The sequence below is a fragment of the Thioalkalivibrio sp. ALE21 genome, assembly GCF_003208255.1.
GTDB classification, from domain to species: domain Bacteria; phylum Pseudomonadota; class Gammaproteobacteria; order Ectothiorhodospirales; family Ectothiorhodospiraceae; genus Thioalkalivibrio; species Thioalkalivibrio halophilus.
Genome location: NZ_QKMA01000011.1, coordinates 1 through 19,125, shown reverse-complemented (window position 1 = coordinate 19,125; position 19,125 = coordinate 1). Strand labels below are relative to the sequence as shown.

Sequence of the window (19,125 nt, the reverse complement as noted above, 5' to 3'; positions counted from 1 at the left end):
CTTGTGCATGGGTGAACGGTAGGATGCGCCGCCATGATAGTGCCCTGTATCCTGCGGGCAACTCCGACCCTCCCCAACCGCGGAACCGCCATGTCAGCCACGTCCTGGACCCTGGATGATGCGCGCCGTACCTACGGCATCGATCACTGGAACGGGGACTTCTTCGAGATCAATGCGTCCGGGCATGTCTGCATGCGCCGGCCGGACTGGCCGGAACACCCCGGCGTGGATCTGCACGCGCTGGCCTGCCGCCTGCGCGAAGAGCACGTGGGCCCGCCGGTGCTGGTGCGCTTTCAGGACGTGCTCGACGGTCGCGTGCGGCGCCTGTCGCGCGCCTTCGCCCGGGCGGCCGAGGAGCTGGATTACCATGGCGACTTCACCGCGATCTATCCGATCAAGGTCAACCAGCAGCGCTCGGTGGTCGAGCGCATCCTCGCCGCCGGCGACCACGCGGATACCGAAGGCCACCGGCCGCAGGTGGGGCTGGAGGCCGGCTCCAAGCCCGAACTGATCGCGGTGCTGGCGCAGTCGCGCCCGGGCTCGGTCATCATCTGCAACGGCTACAAGGACCGCGAATACGTGCGCCTGGCCCTGATCGGGCGGCAGCTCGGCCACCGGGTGTACATCGTGATCGAGAAGCCCTCGGAGCTGGAGGAGGTGATCCGCCAGGCCGAAGCCATGGACATATCGCCGCTGCTGGGGCTGCGGGTGCGCCTGGCGTCCATCGGCAAGGGCAAGTGGCAGAACACCGGTGGCGAGAAGGCCAAGTTCGGCCTGTCCGCGGCGGACGTGCTGGCGATCCTCGAGCGCCTGCGCGGGCTCGACTGGCTGGACCGCCTGCAGCTGCTGCATTTCCACATGGGGTCGCAGATCGCCAATATCCGCGACATCCAGAACGGCATGGGCGAGGCGGCCAGTTACTTCGCCGCGCTGCACGAGGCCGGGGCCGGCATCCGCGTGGTGGACGTGGGCGGCGGCCTCGGCATCGACTACGAGGGCTCGCGTTCGCGCAACGAATGCTCCATCAACTACTCGGTGGAGGAATACGCCCTCAATATCCTGCGCCCGCTCAGCCGTATCTGCCACGAGCACGACCTGCCGATGCCCGAGGTGTTCAGCGAATCCGGCCGCGCGCTGACCGCGCATCACGCGGTGCTGATCACCAACGTGATCGACTGCGAGCCGGCCCCCGGGGACGGCCCCGTGCCGCCGCCGGCCGCCGACGAGCCGCCCGAGATCGCGATCCTGCGGGCGCTGCTGGAGGACAGCGCGCGTCCGCCGTCCGAGGTCTTCCACGACGCCGCCTGGCATCTGGCCGAGGTGCAGGCGCAGTTCGCCCGCGGCATGCTGTCGCTGGCCGACCGCGCCCGCGCCGAGGCGCTGTACTTCGCCCTGTGCCAGCGACTGCTGGCAGACCCGGACGCCCTGCCGGCCGAGATCCATGCCGAACTGACCGACAAGCTGGCGGACAAGGTCTTCTGCAACTTCTCCGTGTTCCAGTCCATCCCCGACACCTGGGCGATCGACCAGATCTTCCCCATCATGCCGCTGCACCGGCTGGAGCAGGCGCCCACGCGCCGCGCGGTGCTGCAGGACCTGACCTGCGACTCCGACGGCCACGTGGAGTACTACGTGGAGCGCGAAGGCACCCACACCACGCTGGCCCTGCACGAGTGGGAACCCGCGCGGCCGTATTATCTGGGCATCTTCCTGGTGGGGGCTTACCAGGAGATCCTGGGTGATCTGCACAACCTGTTCGGGGATACCGATACGGTCAATGTCGAGCTCACCGCCGACGGCGGCTACCGCCTGGTCGACCCCGAACGCGGCGACACCGTGGACGAACTGCTGTCCTACGTGCATTTCGCCCCCGACGACCTGCGCCGCGCGTTCCGCGCCCGCATCGACGCCGCCGGCCTGCGCGGCGAGGCGGCCGGGCGGCTGCTGGCGGAACTGGAACACGGCCTGACCGGCTACACCTATCTGGAGGACTGAAATGCAGTGCTACGTCTATCGCGCCACGCGGCGCGCCGACACCTATGTCTACCTGCCGGAGAAGGACGAATTCTCCGATCTGCCCGACACCCTGATGAAGGCCCTCGGCAGCCTCGAATTCGCGCTGGAGTTCGAGCTGACCCCCGACCGTACCCTGGCGCAGGAAGACCCGCAGAAGGTCCTCGCCAACCTGCAGGACCAGGGCTTCCACCTGCAGGTCCCGCCGCGGGAAGACAAGCTCGACCCGTGGCAGGGCGGGGCGTCGGGCTGATCGGAGTGGGCGCTTACCAGAGGCAGCGGATCGGGAATGTCTGCAGGGCCGGGTCCGCGGTGACCAGGGGGACCTGTTCCAGTTCGGCCTGAGCCGCGAGGACCCGGTCGAACGGGTCCCGGTGTTCCTGGGGGTAGGACCCGGCATGGATGGCCTGTCGGTAATTCACGGCCAGATGGGAGAACCCGTCGGCGGTAATCAGCTCATCGAAGTCGCGGAGCACCTCCGCTCCGATCGCGAGCTTGCCCAGGCGGTACTTGGTCGCGATCTCCCAGGCGCTGGCCGCACTCACCAGCACCGTGTGTGTTTCGTCCTGAATGGTATTTCTGGCAGTGGTGGAGAGTTTCGGGTCGTCGGTCATCCACCACAAAAGGGCGTGCGTATCCAGCAGGACTCGCATCACTCTTCCCATGCGCGAAGTTCTTCCTCGGGCAGGGGCTCGAAGAAGGATTCCTCCACACGGCCCTGAACCCTGCCGGGCTGCCGTTTCTGCGGTGTGCCCTCCAGCGGGACCAGCCGTGCATAGGGGCGCCCGGCGCGCGACAGGATGATCTCCTCGCCGTCGTGTGCCCTTTTCAGCAGACGTGATAAATGAGTTTTCGCTTCATGCACGTTCACGGTGGTGGTCATCAAGGCACCTGTACAGCTTGGTCACCTGGTTAGTCTATGCGAGGGACGCTGTCGCGACAACGAAAGCCAAGCACTACTCAGTATAAATCTGTATAGTGACGGCCCTTTTGCCAGTACCCAGAGTTCGTATTCCATGACCGAGAAGCTTCGCAACATCGCCATCATCGCCCACGTCGACCATGGCAAGACCACGCTGGTCGACCAGCTCCTGCGCCAGTCCGGCACCCTCGACGAACGTGGCGACCACGGCGAGCGGGTCATGGATTCCAACGCGCTGGAGCAGGAACGCGGGATCACCATCCTGTCGAAGAACACCGCCATCAAGTGGCAGGACTACCGCATCAACATCGTCGACACCCCCGGGCACGCCGACTTCGGCGGCGAGGTCGAGCGCGTGCTGTCGATGGTCGACTCCGTGCTGCTGCTGGTGGACGCGGTGGACGGCCCCATGCCGCAGACCCGCTTCGTGACCCAGAAGGCCTTCGCGATGGGCTTCAAGCCGATCGTGGTGGTCAACAAGGTCGACCGCCCGGGGGCGCGTCCGGACTGGGCCGTGGATCAGGTCTTCGACCTGTTCGACCGCCTCGGCGCCAGCGACGAGCAGCTGGACTTCCCCATCGTCTACGCCTCGGCGCTCAACGGCTTCGCCGGCATGGACTCGGACGTGACCGAAGGCGACATGACCTGCCTGCTGGAGACCATCGTCGAGCACGTGTCGCCGCCGGACGTGGACGCCGACGGCCCGTTCCAGATGCAGGTCTCCTCGCTGGACTACAACTCCTATCAGGGCCTGATCGGCGTCGGCCGGGTGAAGCGCGGGCGTATCACCCCGAACACCCAGGTCAAGGTGATCGATCGCGAGGGCGGCGTGCGCAACGGCCGCATGCTGCAGATCATGGGCTTCCACGGGCTGGACCGGGTGGATGTCAGCGAGGCCAACGCCGGCGACATCATCACCTTCACCGGCATGGACAAGCTGTTCATCTCCGACACCCTGTGCGACCCGAGCAATGTCGAGGCCCTGCCGGCCCTGACCGTGGACGAGCCCACGGTCAGCATGACCTTCCAGGTGAACACCTCCCCGCTGGCCGGCAAGGAGGGCAAGTACGTCACCTCCCGCGTGATCCGCGAGCGCCTGGACGAGGAGCTCAAGCACAACGTCGCCCTGCGCGTGGAAGATACCGAGGACCCCGACAAGTTCCGCGTCTCCGGCCGTGGCGAGCTGCACCTGGGGATCCTCATCGAGAACATGCGCCGCGAGGGCTACGAGCTGGGCGTCTCGCGCCCCGAGGTGGTCATCCGCGAGGTGGATGGCGTGAAGCAGGAGCCCTACGAGACCGTGACCGTGGACATCGAGGAAGAGCACCAGGGCACGGTGATGGAGAAGCTGGGCGAACGCCGCGGCGAACTCACCAACATGATGCCGGACGGCAAGGGCCGGGTGCGCCTGGACTACACCATCCCCTCGCGCGGGCTGATCGGCTTTCAGACCGAGTTCATGACCGCGACCTCGGGCACCGGCATCCTGCACCACGTGTTCGACCACTACGGGCCGTTGTCCACGACGGGTTCGGTGGCCTCGCGCCAGAACGGCGTACTGATCGCCAACGGTCCCGGCAAGGCCATCGGCTTCGCCCTGTTCAACCTGCAGGACCGCGGCAAGCTGTTCATCGGCCCCGGCGAGGAGGTCTACGAGGGCATGGTCATCGGCCTGCACGCGCGTGAGAACGACCTGGTCGTGAACGCCCTCAAAGCCAAGCAGCTCACCAACGTGCGCGCGGCCGGCACCGACGAGAACATCCAGCTGACCCCGCCGGTGCGCATGACGCTGGAGCAGGCGATCGAGTTCATCGATGACGACGAACTCGTCGAGGTGACCCCGAGCGCCATCCGCATCCGCAAGAAGCTCCTGCTGGAGCACGAGCGCAAAAAGGCCTCGCGCGCCGCCGCCAACGCCTGACGCCCGTCCCCGCCCCGGCGCCCGCCGGGGCGGAATTCCAGATAATACGGTTGTCGACCTTCGCATAACCGTGGATCAGCAGGTTTCGCAGATCCACGGCCGCCCTCAATTTCGGGATCTGTCGAGCCACGTCGGGATTCGCTTTTTCCAGCTGGCCCAGCGCCTCGCCCAAGAATGTTGCTCAACTCGCTGCGCAGAGCGAGAAATTGCTCCAGAGAGCATTCGGTCTGGTCCGGACTGAATTCCACCAGGAAGTCCACGTCCGAACATTGAGCGTCGAAATCATCCCCACGGGCTGCAGACCCGAAAACGTCCAGCCGCGATACGCCGAAGTCGCGACATACCGATTCGAGCGCTTTACGATGTTGCTGGATCAATGGATGCATGCCCGAGCCTCCTGTCCTCCTACGATACGACAGTCACGCCCGGGGCGCAGCCACAAGGCGTTGCCCGCCCGAACGCATATGCTGCCGCAGTGCGGGACTCCCCACTGCCAGACCGGCTGGGACCTCACGCCATGTTGAGGTGTTACTGCGGTTCGGCCGGGTCCTCGGCGTCCATGCGGGCGAGCATGCGCATGCCGCCGGCCATGCAGGTCAGTGCCGAGTGGGTGGCTTCGTCGAATGTGGCCGGGGCGTTCTGCAGCACGTCGGCCGGAGGAAGGTGCCAGTATTTCGGACGGCAGCCGGGCGGGCGACCGGCCGGCATGGCCTCCGCGGCCTCGGCGTCCACCGCCACCAGCAGGTCCGCCCAATCCAGGTCCTCGCGCGCGAGTTCGCCCATGGCCGGGCGCGGGCGAACCTCCAGCCATTTGGCCACGTCCCCGTCCTGCGCGGCCAGCTCGGCCACGCGATCGGCGCGGCCGTCATCCCCGGCGGCGGCCACCAGCAGACGCGCGCGGCGCTTAAACATCTCCGCGCCCCTGCGGGTTCATTTGGCGGTGGCCCGCGCGGGGCCGCAGGATGCCGGGATCATCATTCATCGCGGAGAACCTCTGATGGCCGAATTCGACTGGTCGCAGTATGCCCTGAGCGAGCTGAAGCTGGTGTACACGACACTGCATGCCCAGCTGACCCTGCAGCCGGAGCTGATGGACTCGCAACTGATGGAAGACCTGCAGGCCCACCTGCAGCAGGCAGCGAAGGCCGACGGCGTGGACGCCTCCACCCACTCCCAGTGGGCCGCCTGGCTCAACGATCGCTGACGGGGAATTGCTCAAGCTGTATGACCAGTTCGGGCAAAAAAAACCAGGTCGTTGTGCACGAACGCGTCGTGATCCATGCCTTCGGTGTAGGCGAGCGCCTTGCGGGCGAAGCGCAACATGTCATCGAGATAGAAATGCCATGCCCGAGAGGGTGACGATTCAGACATGAATGGCCTCGCGTTCCACATACGGCCGTAGTTCGGGGCGCAAGGCTCGTACGGTTACCAGGTCTACGGGGCGTCCGAGCAGGTCCTCGAGGTAGAACTGCAGCCCGAAATACTGTTGTGCCGACGCTGGATCGGGGAAATCGACGAGGATGTCGATGTCGCTTTCATGGTCGGCTTCGTTTCGGGCGAGCGAGCCAAACAGCGCGAGCTCTCGTACGCCAAACTCGCGGATCAGTATGGCGCGATGCGCCCGGAGTGTCGCCAGGACACGGTGACGTTCGAGCGGCGATGATGCGGGGGGCTGTCCCGCAAGCGTTGTACCGGTCGCATGAGGCGGCATCATCCCGCTCCCCGTGTTCAGGCGTCGCCGGCGGTGGCCTTGCGGTGCTCGGCGGCGAAGTCGAGCATGCGCTGCGTCGCGGTCAGGGCCTTCAGACGGGCGTCCTCGTCGATGAAAATCTCGTTGGTGGCCGGCTCGGCGGTGTCTTCCAGTGTATTGGCCAGCGAGACCAGATCGTTCATCGCCATCCACGGGCAGTGGGCACAGCTGGTGCAGGTCGCGCTCTCGCCGCCGGTGGGGGCCTCGATCAGGGTCTTGTCCGGGGCCGCCTCGCGCATCTTGTAGAAGATGCCCTTGTCGGTGGCCACGATGAATTCCGGCTCGTCGCGGTCTTTCACCGCGGCGATCAGCTGGCTTGTGGAGCCCACCACGTCGGCCTGATGGATCACCTCGCGCGGCGATTCCGGGTGCACCAGCACGGCCGCGTCCGGATGGCGGCTGCGCAGGTCCTCCAGCGCCCACGAGCGGAACTCGTCGTGCACCACGCAGGACCCGTCCCACAGCACCATGTCCGCGCCAGTGGTGCGGCGGATGTAGTCGCCCAGGTGCTTGTCGGGCGCCCACAGGATCTTCTTCCCCTGATCGCGCAGGTGTTCCACCAGCGGCACCGCGATGCTGGAGGTGACCACGTAGTCGGCCTGCGCCTTCACGTCCACCGAGGTGTTCGAATACACCACCACGGTGTGGTCCGGGTGCTGCGCGCGGAATTTCGCGAACTCGTCCGCCGGGCAGCCCAGGTCCAGCGAGCACTCGGCCTCCAGCGTGGGCATCAGCACGCGTTTCTCCGGGCTGAGGATCTTGGCCGTCTCGCCCATGAAGCGCACCCCCGCCACGACCAGCGTGCTCGCCGGGTGCTCCTTGCCGAAACGCGCCATCTCCAGCGAATCCGCCACGCAGCCGCCGGTCTCGTCGGCCAGGCGCTGCAGCGATTCGTCCACGTAGTAGTGCGCCACCAGCACCGCGTCGCGCTCGCGCAGCAGGCGCTTGATGCGGTCCACCAGCTCCGCGCGCTCGGCCTCGCCGAGGTGGTGCAGCCCGGCGGTCACGTGCGCCGTGGACGGCACGTGGAACAGCGGTTTTTCGGCCACCGGTGCGGTCATGGGAATCCTCGCCGTTATTACAGTCTGCTTATAATACGACAGCCTCCTTTCCGGTGTCGTTCGGCCCTGCCATGACCGAGCTTGAGCAACAGTACCGACAATTGTCCTTCGACCAGCGCATGGAGATGGCGCTGGCCGCCGACCTGGAGCCGTGCTGGCGCCCGTTCCTGGTGCGCGACCAGCATGCCCAGGTCAAGGCGTATTTCTCCCGCCGTCTCGATCTGCAGCCCGACGAAGTCGCCCTGCTGCTGGCGGACCCCAACCAGACCGTGCGCCTGAACTGCGCCAAGCGGCCCGACCTCACGCCGGAGCAGGTGGCCGCCTGCGTGAACGACCGCGACCCCAACCTGCGCTATTTCGTGGCCCGCAACCCGCTGCTGAGCGAAGACCAGCGGGAACAACTGATGGACGACGAGGACGAACTGGTACGCATTGCCGTGCGCAAGGGCCCCAAACAGCGCGGCACCCGCGCCCGACCCGGCCAGGCCGAGATGATCCGTTGACCGATACCCAGCCCGAAAAACCCGAACGCCCGAAACCCACCGCGCGCCGCCGTGCGCTCGGCTGGGGCATCCAGATCGCCATCGCGCTGGCCATCTTCCTGCTGGTGCGCGCCTGGATGGCCCGCGACATGGTGGAAGGCCCGGCCCCCGAGTTCGAGGCCGAACTGCTCGACGGCTCGCCCGTGGCCCTGTCCGACTACGTGGGCGACGAACCCGTGCTGCTGCATTTCTGGGCCACGTGGTGTCCCATCTGCCGGCTGGAGGAAGGCGAGATCGTGCGCCTGTCGGACAGCCATCCGGTGCTGACCGTCGCCATGCAGTCCGGCGAGCCGCAGGAGGTCATCGACCACCTGAACGAGAACGAGCGCGAACTGGCCACCATCAACGACCCGCAGGGCCAGCTCGCCGCCCGCTACGGTGTCCAGGGCGTCCCCGCCAGCTTCATCATCAACACCGACGGCGACGTCGTCTTTCGCAAGCAGGGCTACGCCCCGCCGCTGGAACTGCGTTTCCGCCTCTGGCTCGCCCGCTGGCTCTGATGGTGCAGCCCCGGGTCGCCTGCACCAACGGCAGCTCATGGGGCGCGGGCAATGGGGTTTGGGCAGTACAGGCCCAAGGGTTACACTGAAAAGTGTAACTCCGGGAGGCAAAGATGGAAGCCACCACCAAAGACATGCGGCTCCACAGCCGCGAACTCCTCGCCGCGATCGATCGTGGAGAGGAGATCGTGATCACCTATCATGGCCGGAAGCGGGCCCGTCTTGTGCCCTTCACCCTCCGCGAGGAAAACGGGCGAGAAGAGAGGACTCGCAATCCGTTGTTCGGACTCTGGAGTGACCGGACCGGATCGGTAGACGACCAGGTTCGGCGGATGCGCCAACCGAGGGCGTTCGACTGATGCTGGTGGACACGGACGTCCTGATCTGGAACCTGCGCGGGAACCGGAAAGCGGGGGACTGGCTCGACAGTTCGCCCGGGTTCACGGTGTCTGCCGTTACCTACATGGAGCTGGTTCAGGGCCTGCGGAACCAGGCCGAATTCCGGATGCTTCGGCAGGCCATGAGCTACTGGGATGCCACAATTCATCCCGTCAGCGAAGCGATTTCGACTCGTGCCACCTTCCTGGTCGAGACGTATGCGCTCAGCCACAACATGCAAATGGCCGATGCCCTGGTTGCCGCAACGGCCACCCAGCTTGGCCAGCCCCTGGTCACGGCCAACGATCGCCACTACCGCCACATCGAAGGCCTCGAAATCCACCTGTTCCGACCGGAATAAGGTCTCACTCATGCCGTCTTCGGCCAGAGGACGGGCCCCGCGGCCCGGGGGCGCCTTGTGGGGGCGCAGCCCCCTGCGCGATGCGGTGCGGGGATGGCCCCGATCGGCCAGAGGGCTGGCCTCCTACGGGCCGGCGTTCCCCCCCGTAGGAGCGCAGCCCCCTGCGCGATGCGGCGCTTCGTACAAGCCGCGGGGCTAGCCCTCCAGCTCCCGCAGCACGCGAAAGCCCAGGTTGGTGTCCATCTCGTCCACGTTGCGGCGCCGGCGCGCGGCGCTGCGCGTGAGCACCGCCGGGTCGAACCACGAGCCGCCCTTGGTCACCAGCCACTCGTTGTCCGGCTCCGGCCCGTAGATCCCGTCGCGCGGCAGGCTGGCGTGGCCGTCGTGCCACGGCGTCGCAGTGAACTCCTGCACGTTCCCGTGCATGTCGTACAGCCCCCACAGGTTCGGCTGAAAACTGCCCACATCCAGCGGCCGGTTCAGCGGAAAGCACGCCGGGATATACCACTTGCGCCGCTGGCGTCGCTCCTCGTACGGGAACAGCGAATTGAAATGCACGTCGCGGCAGCCCACCACCTCGCCGAACGCGAACGGCGTGGTCGTCCCCGCGCGGCAGGCATGCTCCCACTCGGCCTCGGTCGGCAGGCGGTAACGCTGCCCGGTCTCCTCGCTCAGCCACTCCAGATACTTGCGCACTCCCGCCGGCTTGATGTTGAACATCGGCGTGCGCGGCGTCTTCGGCCGCACCAGCCAGTCCCAGCGCTCGTGGCCGGTGGCCTCCTCGAAGGCCAGCCACTCCTCCAGCGTGACCGTAAAACGCCCCAGCGCGAACGGCCGCTCCAGCGTCACAAGCCGCCGCGGGCCCTCGTGCTCCTGGCGCCCGAACTCCTGCGCATCGGAACCGATCTCCAGCTCCCCCGGCGGGATCACCACCAGCTCCGGCGTGGGCGCGCCCGACCGGGCCTCGTCGCGGAAAACCGTGTCCCGGCGCGCCTCCCGCGCGGCCTGCTGCTGCAGCTCCAGCAACTGCGCCTGATCCATTTGCTGCACGTTCTTCGCCATCAGGTCCTGACTCCTCTGCTTGCATCCTGTGTTCCGCCGGACAAGAATCGGGGCCGGTCCATGGCTCAGGGAGGATGCCATGAAAGGGACACAGGGAATCGGTGTCGTCGAATTGCTGATCGTGATCGTGGTGCTGGCCATATTGACCGGCATCACTGCTTCCGGGTTTCAGGGAACCCTGGATCGGCGTCGTGCGGAAGGCGAGGCCCAGGATCTGTGGTCGGCGCTCAACCGGGCACGAACCGAAGCCATCATGCGGGATACGCGCGTGACGCTGTGCCCGGTGAATGATGCCGGCCAGTGCGCTGCGGATGCCTCATGGGAGAACGGCTGGCGAATGTTCGAGGACCCGATGGCCCAGGGGTATCCAGCGGAGGATGCCGCGTGGATCGACGGGCGCGGGGTGTCCACGGTCGACATTCGCCCGAACACGCCGGTCGATGCGTACGTCTCGTACACGTCGCGGGGTGTTCCGCGTCGACTCACCGGTGCCCTGCAGATGGGCTCCTTCCGGATCTGCGGGGAGGCCGTGGCCTATCGGCTGGTGATGACCAGCGTCGGCCGGGTGAGGCTGGAGGAAATCGCCGAGTGTCCATTGGCAGATCCGGGCTAGCTTCCGGGTCTGCCCTTCGGAGTTTACCAGCAATCTTCGGGGGTTCGTTCCTGCCCGTCCGAACCCAGTTCAAGCACGATTGGATTGCAGCTGGAGTCGCGGTCCTGAGAGCCCTGTGGCGTAGCTGTGGCCCGGAACCCTGTAGCGTCAGCCTCCGTGATCGTCACACGATAGTGGCCGTCGGCCGAGTCCACGGTATCGGCATCCCACCCCTGGAGTTCACTGAGATCTCCGGCGTACTCCGGATTGTTGCCCCGATAGCGCTCCTGCGCCATGTGGATGCGCGTCAGAGAGTCGTGTGCATCGGCCCGCTTGGATTTCTGCACGTGGTTGAGGTAGCTCGGGTAGGCAATCGCCGCGATGATGGCGATGACCGCTACCACGATCATCAGTTCGATAAGCGTGAAACCCTTGATTCGCATCGCCGTTCCCTCGTGCCGGAAATGAGTGCCGATGGTGCGGATTACAGCACATTCGCCGCTTGCTGGCACGGCACCCCACCCGAACGGTCATTCACGGGTGCCAGGCGGTAGGCGCGCGGGGTCAGATTGCCCCGCAGGGTTTGCTACCTTATAGACAAGCGTTCAGACCACCACGCAAGGCGGATCAACATGCGCAACCGGCGTCGACAGACCGGATTTACCCTGATCGAGCTCATGGTCACGCTGGCCGTGCTCGTCATCCTCGTTTCGCTCGCCTCTCCCATCATGAACATGCTCGAGCAGCGCAAGGTTGTAGGCGCGGCCGAAGGGGTATTCGAGGAGATTCAGTTCATCCGCAGCGAGGCCATCATGCAGGGGCGAGAGCTGCATCTTCGGGTCCAGGCCGACAGTGGGGGAGACGACTGGTGCATCGGTATCAGCAACAACGCCGGCTGTGACTGTTCCGTGGAAGATTCGAACGCTACGGACGCCTGCCTGCTGGATGTCGCCGTCGACGACGAATCCGGAGCCACGCAGCAGGTCCTCCGCCGCTTCACCCACGACGACTTCGCCGACGTCTCCATGGAGATCAACGGGAACGGCGATACGGAGCTTGATCTGGCGTTTGACGGGGTTCGGGGCATTCCGTCTCCCCGCCCCGATCCATTCGAGCAGTTCCGTTTCGAGTCTTCGCCCAACAATTTCGAACTGGGCGTGGAGATCAACGCCATCGGCCGGCCCAGCATCTGTGCCAGTGGCCGGGCCACCGGAAGGTACCAGACCGCATGCGAGGTGAACCCGTGAACATGAACCAGCCGAGCAGGAGCCGCCCGGTGCACGCCCGGTGGCGCAGCAGGATTCGCGGTGTCACGCTGGTCGAGCTGATGGTCGGCATCCTGGTCGGCATGCTCGTGGTCGCCGGCGTGATCGCCCTGTACCTGAATGTTCTGCGCGGTGCGGGGTTTGTGGTCCAGGAGGCCCGGGTCACGCAGGAATCCCGCATCGCCATGGACTTCATGATCAACGACGTCCGCCGCGCCGGCTTTTCGCATCGTGATCGGGCCAGTGGCCTCAGCAATCCGTTCACTGAAGATGATCGCAACATCACGATCCATGATTACGATAGCGGCACGCGGAACTGCATTCTGCTGAGCTACGACCCCACCTTCAGCTACGACGCCTCCAGCGCGGACCATGACCCCCTGGAAAGCGATCTCTCCGATCTCGACACCGAGGGCGTTCAGTACGTATTCGGGTACCGCCTCGATGATGGCGAACTGCAGATGCTGACCGGTGGTCTGGAACAGACTGACCTGGGGTGCGACGGCGGTGACTGGGCCAGCCTCACCGACCCCGGAAGCACCAACGTCACGGACCTGTCCTTCAGTACCGAGGGCTCCAGCTGCCTCAATCTCTCCGTTAATCGCAACGATGACGACTATGATGATGACGACGAGAAGTGGGTGAATGGCAACGCAGACTCGGCGGCGCATTGTGCCGACGACGAGGCCGACGGCGGGTATGACGGCGAATGGGAAGGAGACGCGGGTGACGACAACAACTTTGTGGAAACCCGCCGTATCAACATAACGCTCACAGCCCGGGACCGGTCGGATTCCGGCACGAACGTCAATCTTCAGGAAACGGTTCGCGTGCGCAATAACCGTATCTTCGTGCGACAGGTACCTTAACCATGACATACCGGACTCTGCACAACCGTCCTTCGCGTCAGCGCGGCGTCGCAACCCTGCTGGTGGCGCTGGTCATCATGGTTGCACTGACCCTGCTGGTGTTCTTTTCGGCCCGCACGGCCCTGCAGGAAGAGCGCATGGCCGCCAACGAGGTCCGCATGAAGCAGACCGCCAGCGCCGCTCAGGCCGGAGTGGAGTCCGCGATCTCCTACCTCAAGGAAGGTGGAACGGACACGACTCACCAGGGCACGAAGACCGCGTCCGACGGCACCGTCTATCATTTTGCCTTCGTTCCTCGGGACGAACTGGACAAGCTGCCCGATTGTCCCGCGGACCCGAATGATTTCGGTACTGAAGCGGCCAACGTCGGGACCCCCGACGACGATAATGGCGGCCTGCGCCGCACCGGCATCTGGTCCTGTGGCTGGAGCGATGATCGCAACGCTCGTAAAGGAATCGCCACCGCGAGTTCCGGGGCGCCTTCGCTTGCCGACCCGCCCACCAACCCGCTGACCAGCCGTGGCGGGGTCGATACCAACGGGGCCGCTCGGGTCTTCAATGCGTTCAATAACCTCACGATTTGGTCGGGGTCCGATCTGACGATTACGGGTAACCCCGGCAACACCTACATCGCGAGGGACGACCAGCAAGGTACGGTCGACCCCGAAACTTGGGTGCATGATGCGCCCAATCAGGCATGTGGCGACAACGCCATGTATATCTGCACGACGGATGCCGGAGGGCAGGGGCCGGACGTCGTGGATCAGGACCTTCAGCTCGCCAGCCTTTCGGACGACGAGTTTTTCCGTAACTTCATGGGGCAGGACCCTGCGCGGTATCGCGATACTGTCCCCACCATGCTGGACCCGGATATGGGTGACATCGATGGGGCGGAGAACGAGGTCATCTGGTTCTCTGAAGATGCGGACCTCGACGGTAATGTGGGAACCCGCGAAAACCCGGTCGTGATCGTTGTGGATGGGGACGCAGACCTGACCGGCAACTTTGAAATGTACGGGGTTTTGTACGTTCGCGAGGACCTGCGCGCCAATGGCACGCCGCGTGTCTTCGGCTCAACGGTTGTCCAGGGGGATTCCACCGACGTGGGCGGTACCCCGCATTTCATCTTTGACCCCATCGCGGCGGAAGGAGCCGGTGACCTCGGTGCCCGCTCCGGCGTGGCCGGCGCCTGGCGCGACTGGACTTCCATGGAGGCGCCGTAATGTACCGCCCCGGTTCCTCACAAATCTTCAGCAAGACCGCGGCCCACGGGAGGCTCGCCATGAACAAGACCTACAGTTTGCGCGCTCGTACAGCGGGTTTGACGCTGATCGAAGCCCTGGTGGCCCTCGTCATTATTTCGGTTGGAGTGCTGGCCATTGCGCGGCTGCAGGGGGACCTGGTGGCCAATACCAGTACCTCCAAGGCCCGCGCCGAAGCCGTGCAGCTTGCGGAAAGCGAGATCGAGCGCCTGCGCAGTTTCTCCACCTACGAGGATTTTGCCGCCGCGGTTGACGAATATGATGGCGACTGGACGGAGATGGGCCAGAACGCCGAGTACACCCTGAGCATCGACCTCAACAAGACCGAGGTGGGCTCGGTTATCCGTACCATCGAGCCCGAGATTACGGTCGAGTGGCAGGATCGGCGGGATGAGTCGCAATCGGTCACTCTGAGCACCTTCGTGGTCTGGGATGACCCCCGCATCAGCTTCGCTGCCACTGAGTCCGAAGAAGGCAATGGGGGCGGTAGCCTGGTGGATCGCCCCACGGGAGCGGGCCGCATGGGCGGTGACGAGGTCCTGGACGTCGATGATCCGGATGTCGAAAAGGTCGACCGCGGCGAAGACGAGGGTCTTGTGGAAGACGGGACCGACATCCTGATGGCGGACGACGGTACGGTTCAGCTGGTTCGAGGAGAAGGCGACGAGGCTGAGGTTCTGATGACCATGGAGGGTTCAGGTAGTTGTCAGGTCACGCCTGATTGTATCCCGCAGCGGTTCAGCACCATTCGCGGGCGCGTCTATTTTGACAATGACCATGATCTGGGTACCGGCAACAACGATGTGGATCCGAATGAGACCCGAGTGGTCTCTTCCGACGCTGCGTTCTGTACGCGTTTCGTGCTGGACGAAGATGATGAAGTGCTGGAAACCTTCGGTCCGGATGACACCATCGAAGAACACCATCTCGGTGAACAGGACGACGCCCGCTACTTCGACTATCAGTGCTATTTCGCCGAGGGCTGGTACGGCAATATCGGGATTGTCCGGTTTGACGGTATTGCCAATCAGGACCAGGTCTGTGTCGGATCGCCCGCGCACGATCCGAATCCGGATCTCTGGGCCAGCCGGGAGGCCCGCCTGTCGTCGATCCGGCGTTACCGTGGTTTCTACGAGAGCGGAGATCGGGTCCGCGTGGCTGGCATCGGTGTGGATCCGTCATTGAGTATCGAGGAAAGGTACCCGCCCGTGGATCTCCTGGCTCATGATTTTCTGCTGTCTCCCCTGGGGAACAACGCGGACAATGAGGACTGCCAAACCGCGTGGTCCGAGCGGGCCCCCTCTGCTGACGACCGCAGCAGTCCCGACGGCAATCCCGGACGCAATTACTGCCTGCTCGATGCCCTGGATCTGGACCCCAATCTGGGTTATCAGTGCATCGGTGATGATGCGGAGGTCGAAGAAACGCGTACCACCATTGTCAGTGGAGCCATCACGGAAACGAGGCAGGGAGGAGATCACCCCGAACTCGAGTCGCTGACGATGGATGGAGGCGAGATCACCTGTGAGACGGAAGATCTTGGGGGGAACGTACCCGGTGACATCGGCTATGTCTGCGAAATCGAACGTAGCGCCGGACAGGAGGCGGCCTCAACCTGGGAGGGGACCATGGAGGTTAACCTTGGTGAAGGCTTCGTCTGTGACGCCTTCGAGCACAGTGACAACCTTGGTGATGGTTCGATCGAACTGGAAGGAAATGTCTTCGATTTCGAAGATATTTCGGAGTTCGGCGAGGTGACCCTGGATTTTGAAATCGCTGGCGACGGAGTCGATTGCGAAGGAGTCGATAACTAACCCTGTGCGGGTTCATTGATTCGGGCCCGTGGTGTGCCCATGAAGTTCAGCAAGGTGTGCTTCGTACAGTTCCCAGATCCGCGGGGCAATCGCCCCGCGTGATCCGGGGAAGGTGAGGCGGTCGGGGGCGAAGTCGGTCAGGTATTCGATCTCGGTGCAGCGCAGTTCGTCGGCGATCACGTTGAAGATAAGCAGCTGGGTCCCGCGTTCGGCGAGCGGGACCAGGGCACCGATCACGCCGGTGTCATTCAGCCCGGGTTCGCCCCGGGCGTCTCCTTCCTCGGCCGGCGGGCGCACCAGCGTGCCCAGCAGTTCCTGGAACGCCTGGTCGCAGGCGTAGCAAACCTCCGGGGCCCGCAGTCCCTGTACCCGTTCGCAGGCCGCGCGGATGTCGTCGTCCGGCAGCATGGTGCGTTCGGGCGGCAGGGTCACGCGGTTGGCGCTGCCGTTGGGCAGCAGTCGCGGCACCGACTCGCGGCAGGAGGGACAGTGCCAGGTGGCTACGCGCAGATTCGCGATCAGATTCCAGGAAAGGCGTATTTGGTAAGTGTTGCGGCGTTGGTGACGCGCTCACTCCCGATGACGAGCAACTGTGTGTAAAATTGGCTGAGCTAGGTAGAGAGGCGATGCGAAACATGGAAGCAAGCAAGACTCCCAAAGCGCAGGCACACGACCTGATCGACGAACTTCCGGACAACGCCAGTTGGGAGGACGTCGTGTATCGCCTGGAGCTGCATGCGTCCATCGAACGCGGACTGGCCGATAGTGAGGGCGGGCGTGTGATGCCGCAGGTGGAGGTGGAGCGGCGGTTCGGCCTGCGGCGGTGAGCGCGGTTCACTGGACGGATGAGGCGCTTGCGTGCCTTGAGGAGCTGCATGCGCACATCGGCTCCGTGGATCCGGCAGCGGCCGCCCGGATGATCGAGCGCCTCCTTGCTCGTACTCGTCAATTACCCGACCATCCGCTGAGTGGTCGAACCGTTCCCGATTATCGTCGCGCCGACTTGCGCGAGTTGCTCGAGCGCCCTTACCGGATCATTTACCGCGTGTCGCCCGGGCAAATCGAGATCATTACCATCAAGCATTACCGTCAGCGCCTGCCACATCAACCCGAAGCTCTCGCGAGAAGCACCGACGCTAACTGATGTCGCATTCGCCACATTGAAAGTGTCACGTTTGGGGAGGGCTGGCGGGGCGGCCTTGGTCCGCTGTGCTTGAGGTGTTATGAGGGTGAGTCACTGCCTGCATGCAGTTCGGCCAAGTGTCGCTCGTACAGTTCCCAGATCCGCGGGGCGATCGCCCCGCGTGATCCGGGGTAGGTGAGGCGGTCGGGGTCGAAATCGGTCAGGTATTCGATCTCGGTGCAGCGCAGTTCGCCGGCGATCACGTTGAAGATGAGCAGCTGGGTCCCGCGTTCGGCCAGCGGGACCAGGGCACCGACCACGCCGGTGTCGTTCAGCCCGGGTTCGCCCCGGGCGTCGCCTTCCTCGGCCGGCGGGCGCACCAGCGTGCCGAGCAGTTCCTGGAACGCCTGGTCGCAGGCGTAGCACACCTCCGGGGCGCGCAGTCCCTGTACCCGTTCGCAGGCCGCGCGGATGTCGTCGTCCGGCAGCATGGTGCGTTCGGGCGGCAGGGTCACGCGGTTGGCGCTGCCGTTGGGCAGCAGTCGCGGCACGGATTCGCGGCAGGAGGGGCAGTGCCAGGTGGCTACGCGAGGGCCTTCGACGATATTGCTGGGGGGCATGCGGCACCGCTGGTTGCGTACACGTCCGGCGAGTATACGACCCCGCCGCACCCGCCCAAAATCGCGCCGCATCGCACAGGGGACGCGCTCCCACAAGGCGCCCCCGGCCCGCAGGAGGCGAGCCCTCTCGCCGATTTGGGTGTTGGACAGGCCCGATCGGCCAGAGGGCTGGCCTCCTACGGGGAAGGCTTCGGGATGTAGTGAACAGCTGGAAGCCCGTCGAAATCGGCGTCCTGGGTCCAGAGGTCGGCCTGATGGGCGCGCGCGGTGGCGTAGATGATGCTGTCGGCGAGCGGGAGACCATGCTGGTTGCCGAGACTGGCGGCGGACAGGGCCAAGGGGCCCGTGAGTTCGACGAGTTCGCCCTGCTGCATCAATGCGGCCGCCTGCAAGGCTGCCGCCTCGCCTCGTTGCTGGAGTACCCGTTTGAAGACTACGTAGAGGCTGATCGTGGGGACGATCAGTTCTGGCGTGGTCTCGATGGCGTCTGCAAAAACTTCGGCATTGGGGCCGTCGGCAAAGTATTCCAGCCACGCGGACGAATCGACCACGTTCACACGCGATCTCCCTCGCGCCGGACATCAGGGTCAATGCCCTTGAGGAACCCCCGCATCTCGCTCATACGCCGCTCGGGAATCAGTTCGATACGGTCGTCGTACGCAATAATCTGCACCTTCTGGCCTGCACGAAGATGCAGCGCCTCGCGTACCGCCCGGGGGATGACGACCTGATATTTCGGAGAGATGGTGAGGGCTTCCATTTTTAGCACCCCGCTATCTGTCAAGGTAGATGTCGCCTGATGGAGTTCAGGGTTCTTTAACAACTGGCGGCTGTCTCCGGGTTGAGGGTCACCGTCTCTGGCAGACCGAAGTCCCGGATGGGGCCGGACCAACGCTCGGGATGGGCGTCTCGTGCCCGCTCGTATGTGGCTCGGCGGCGTTCCAGGATCCGAGCGGCCTCGCCGTTGTGGCGCTGGGTGGGGGTCACGTAGTTCAGCGCGCTGTGACGATGCTGCTCGTTGTACCAGTGCACGAAGCCGAGCATCCATTCACGAGCCTGTTCGAGAGTGG

At 64.8% G+C, this 19,125-nt stretch carries 27 protein-coding genes and 3 pseudogenes; 15 read left to right on the top strand and 15 right to left on the bottom strand.

Annotated elements, in window-relative coordinates:
* The first annotated feature begins 90 nt into the window (after window positions 1–90).
* A complete protein-coding gene (gene speA / locus D893_RS09700) occupies window positions 91–1,995 on the top strand; it encodes a biosynthetic arginine decarboxylase (RefSeq protein ID WP_110619671.1) in 1,905 nt (634 codons plus the stop codon).
* Window position 1,996: 1 nt separating this feature from the next.
* Window positions 1,997–2,266, top strand: a complete 270-nt coding sequence (locus D893_RS09695) for a YcgL domain-containing protein (RefSeq protein ID WP_110619670.1) — start codon at window positions 1,997–1,999, stop codon at window positions 2,264–2,266.
* Window positions 2,267–2,279: 13 nt separating this feature from the next.
* Here the strand turns inward: D893_RS09695 and D893_RS09690 are convergent, their stop codons facing one another.
* A complete protein-coding gene (locus D893_RS09690) occupies window positions 2,280–2,666 on the bottom strand; it encodes a type II toxin-antitoxin system VapC family toxin (protein WP_018935906.1) in 387 nt (128 codons plus the stop codon).
* Window positions 2,666–2,896: a type II toxin-antitoxin system prevent-host-death family antitoxin gene (locus D893_RS09685; protein WP_018946710.1), complete on the bottom strand. Its 231-nt coding sequence runs from the start codon at window positions 2,894–2,896 to the stop codon at window positions 2,666–2,668. Before D893_RS09685 ends, D893_RS09690 begins: the two co-directional genes overlap by 1 nt.
* 133 nt (window positions 2,897–3,029) lie before the next feature.
* Here D893_RS09685 and typA point away from each other — a divergent pair, with 133 nt between their 5' ends.
* On the top strand, window positions 3,030–4,856 hold the full coding sequence (typA, locus tag D893_RS09680; protein ID WP_024329280.1) for a translational GTPase TypA: 1,827 nt from the start codon (window positions 3,030–3,032) through the stop codon (window positions 4,854–4,856).
* Between the two features lie 28 nt (window positions 4,857–4,884).
* Here typA and D893_RS14030 read toward each other — a convergent pair.
* The 3 genes and pseudogenes from D893_RS14030 to D893_RS09665 all read right to left on the bottom strand — a co-directional run.
* Window positions 4,885–5,028, bottom strand: a pseudogene (locus tag D893_RS14030) (HepT-like ribonuclease domain-containing protein); the annotation flags it as partial.
* A pseudogene (locus tag D893_RS09670) lies at window positions 5,021–5,242 on the bottom strand (nucleotidyltransferase domain-containing protein); the annotation flags it as partial. The pseudogenes D893_RS14030 and D893_RS09670, both read right to left, overlap by 8 nt.
* A gap of 142 nt (window positions 5,243–5,384) precedes the next feature.
* Window positions 5,385–5,768 (bottom strand): precorrin-3B synthase, encoded by a 384-nt coding sequence (locus D893_RS09665; protein ID WP_110619669.1) that lies wholly within the window; start codon window positions 5,766–5,768, stop codon window positions 5,385–5,387.
* Between the two features lie 85 nt (window positions 5,769–5,853).
* On the opposite strand from D893_RS09665, the gene D893_RS09660 reads away from it, so the two are divergent.
* A complete protein-coding gene (locus D893_RS09660) occupies window positions 5,854–6,060 on the top strand; it encodes a hypothetical protein (RefSeq protein ID WP_018935903.1) in 207 nt (68 codons plus the stop codon).
* 32 nt (window positions 6,061–6,092) lie between these two features.
* Here the strand turns inward: D893_RS09660 and D893_RS09655 are convergent.
* From D893_RS09655 to nadA, 3 genes and pseudogenes are all read right to left on the bottom strand, one after another.
* Window positions 6,093–6,227, bottom strand: a pseudogene (locus tag D893_RS09655) (nucleotidyltransferase); the annotation flags it as partial.
* A complete protein-coding gene (locus tag D893_RS09650) occupies window positions 6,220–6,570 on the bottom strand; it encodes a nucleotidyltransferase family protein (protein WP_077243636.1) in 351 nt (116 codons plus the stop codon). The gene D893_RS09650 and the pseudogene D893_RS09655, both read right to left, overlap by 8 nt.
* A gap of 14 nt (window positions 6,571–6,584) precedes the next feature.
* Window positions 6,585–7,667, bottom strand: a complete 1,083-nt coding sequence (gene nadA / locus D893_RS09645) for a quinolinate synthase NadA (RefSeq protein WP_018946715.1) — start codon at window positions 7,665–7,667, stop codon at window positions 6,585–6,587.
* Window positions 7,668–7,738: 71 nt separating this feature from the next.
* Here nadA and D893_RS09640 point away from each other — a divergent pair, with 71 nt between their 5' ends.
* From D893_RS09640 to D893_RS09625, 4 genes are all read left to right on the top strand, one after another.
* The gene (locus D893_RS09640) at window positions 7,739–8,170 is read left to right on the top strand and encodes a hypothetical protein (RefSeq protein WP_026288939.1); all 432 of its coding nucleotides are present in this window, start codon (window positions 7,739–7,741) and stop codon (window positions 8,168–8,170) included.
* The gene (locus D893_RS09635) at window positions 8,167–8,709 is read left to right on the top strand and encodes a protein disulfide oxidoreductase (protein WP_077243638.1); all 543 of its coding nucleotides are present in this window, start codon (window positions 8,167–8,169) and stop codon (window positions 8,707–8,709) included. The genes D893_RS09640 and D893_RS09635 overlap by 4 nt, the downstream gene beginning before the upstream one ends.
* A gap of 113 nt (window positions 8,710–8,822) precedes the next feature.
* Window positions 8,823–9,068: a prevent-host-death family protein gene (locus tag D893_RS09630; protein WP_024329270.1), complete on the top strand. Its 246-nt coding sequence runs from the start codon at window positions 8,823–8,825 to the stop codon at window positions 9,066–9,068.
* Entirely contained in the window at window positions 9,068–9,448 is a 381-nt protein-coding gene (locus D893_RS09625) for a type II toxin-antitoxin system VapC family toxin (RefSeq protein WP_018946719.1), read from the top strand. Before D893_RS09630 ends, D893_RS09625 begins: the two co-directional genes overlap by 1 nt.
* Window positions 9,449–9,643: 195 nt before the next feature.
* Here D893_RS09625 and D893_RS09620 read toward each other — a convergent pair whose 3' ends face one another.
* Window positions 9,644–10,510, bottom strand: coding sequence for a formylglycine-generating enzyme family protein (locus tag D893_RS09620; RefSeq protein WP_110619668.1), 867 nt, complete (start codon window positions 10,508–10,510; stop codon window positions 9,644–9,646).
* Between the two features lie 79 nt (window positions 10,511–10,589).
* On the opposite strand from D893_RS09620, the gene D893_RS09615 reads away from it, so the two are divergent.
* Entirely contained in the window at window positions 10,590–11,123 is a 534-nt protein-coding gene (locus D893_RS09615; RefSeq protein WP_110619667.1) for a GspH/FimT family pseudopilin, read from the top strand.
* 23 nt (window positions 11,124–11,146) lie between these two features.
* On the opposite strand, the gene D893_RS09610 is transcribed toward D893_RS09615, so the two are convergent.
* Window positions 11,147–11,545 carry a type IV pilin protein gene (locus tag D893_RS09610; RefSeq protein ID WP_110619666.1) on the bottom strand — a complete coding sequence of 133 codons (399 nt, stop codon included), beginning with the start codon at window positions 11,543–11,545 and terminating at the stop codon, window positions 11,147–11,149.
* 189 nt (window positions 11,546–11,734) lie between these two features.
* Here D893_RS09610 and D893_RS09605 point away from each other — a divergent pair, with 189 nt between their 5' ends.
* The 4 genes from D893_RS09605 to D893_RS09590 are packed head-to-tail and all read left to right on the top strand — an operon-like array spanning window position 11,735 to window position 16,312.
* The gene (locus D893_RS09605; RefSeq protein ID WP_110619665.1) at window positions 11,735–12,349 is read left to right on the top strand and encodes a GspH/FimT family pseudopilin; all 615 of its coding nucleotides are present in this window, start codon (window positions 11,735–11,737) and stop codon (window positions 12,347–12,349) included.
* Window positions 12,350–12,351: 2 nt separating this feature from the next.
* Entirely contained in the window at window positions 12,352–13,236 is an 885-nt protein-coding gene (locus tag D893_RS09600) for a prepilin-type N-terminal cleavage/methylation domain-containing protein (protein ID WP_110619664.1), read from the top strand.
* A gap of 2 nt (window positions 13,237–13,238) precedes the next feature.
* A complete protein-coding gene (locus D893_RS09595) occupies window positions 13,239–14,459 on the top strand; it encodes a PilX N-terminal domain-containing pilus assembly protein (RefSeq protein ID WP_110619663.1) in 1,221 nt (406 codons plus the stop codon).
* A 59-nt stretch (window positions 14,460–14,518) separates the two neighbouring features.
* Window positions 14,519–16,312 carry a prepilin-type N-terminal cleavage/methylation domain-containing protein gene (locus D893_RS09590; RefSeq protein WP_168409940.1) on the top strand — a complete coding sequence of 598 codons (1,794 nt, stop codon included), beginning with the start codon at window positions 14,519–14,521 and terminating at the stop codon, window positions 16,310–16,312.
* A gap of 12 nt (window positions 16,313–16,324) precedes the next feature.
* Here D893_RS09590 and D893_RS09585 read toward each other — a convergent pair whose 3' ends face one another.
* Window positions 16,325–16,780, bottom strand: a complete 456-nt coding sequence (locus D893_RS09585) for a hypothetical protein (RefSeq protein ID WP_210434093.1) — start codon at window positions 16,778–16,780, stop codon at window positions 16,325–16,327.
* Between the two features lie 167 nt (window positions 16,781–16,947).
* Here D893_RS09585 and D893_RS09580 point away from each other — a divergent pair, with 167 nt between their 5' ends.
* Window positions 16,948–17,139, top strand: coding sequence for a hypothetical protein (locus D893_RS09580; protein WP_077244200.1), 192 nt, complete (start codon window positions 16,948–16,950; stop codon window positions 17,137–17,139).
* Entirely contained in the window at window positions 17,136–17,456 is a 321-nt protein-coding gene (locus D893_RS09575; RefSeq protein ID WP_077244201.1) for a type II toxin-antitoxin system RelE/ParE family toxin, read from the top strand. The genes D893_RS09580 and D893_RS09575 overlap by 4 nt, the downstream gene beginning before the upstream one ends.
* Before the next feature lie 77 nt (window positions 17,457–17,533).
* Here the strand turns inward: D893_RS09575 and D893_RS09570 are convergent, their stop codons facing one another.
* The 4 genes from D893_RS09570 to D893_RS09555 form a co-directional block, all read right to left on the bottom strand.
* On the bottom strand, window positions 17,534–18,055 hold the full coding sequence (locus D893_RS09570) for a hypothetical protein (RefSeq protein WP_026288943.1): 522 nt from the start codon (window positions 18,053–18,055) through the stop codon (window positions 17,534–17,536).
* A gap of 176 nt (window positions 18,056–18,231) precedes the next feature.
* Window positions 18,232–18,612 (bottom strand): type II toxin-antitoxin system VapC family toxin, encoded by a 381-nt coding sequence (locus D893_RS09565; protein ID WP_018946731.1) that lies wholly within the window; start codon window positions 18,610–18,612, stop codon window positions 18,232–18,234.
* The gene (locus D893_RS09560; RefSeq protein WP_110619660.1) at window positions 18,609–18,815 is read right to left on the bottom strand and encodes an AbrB/MazE/SpoVT family DNA-binding domain-containing protein; all 207 of its coding nucleotides are present in this window, start codon (window positions 18,813–18,815) and stop codon (window positions 18,609–18,611) included. Before D893_RS09560 ends, D893_RS09565 begins: the two co-directional genes overlap by 4 nt.
* 56 nt (window positions 18,816–18,871) lie before the next feature.
* The coding region (locus D893_RS09555) for an integrase core domain-containing protein (RefSeq protein WP_146220547.1) at window positions 18,872–19,125 on the bottom strand (254 nt) is incomplete at its 5' end.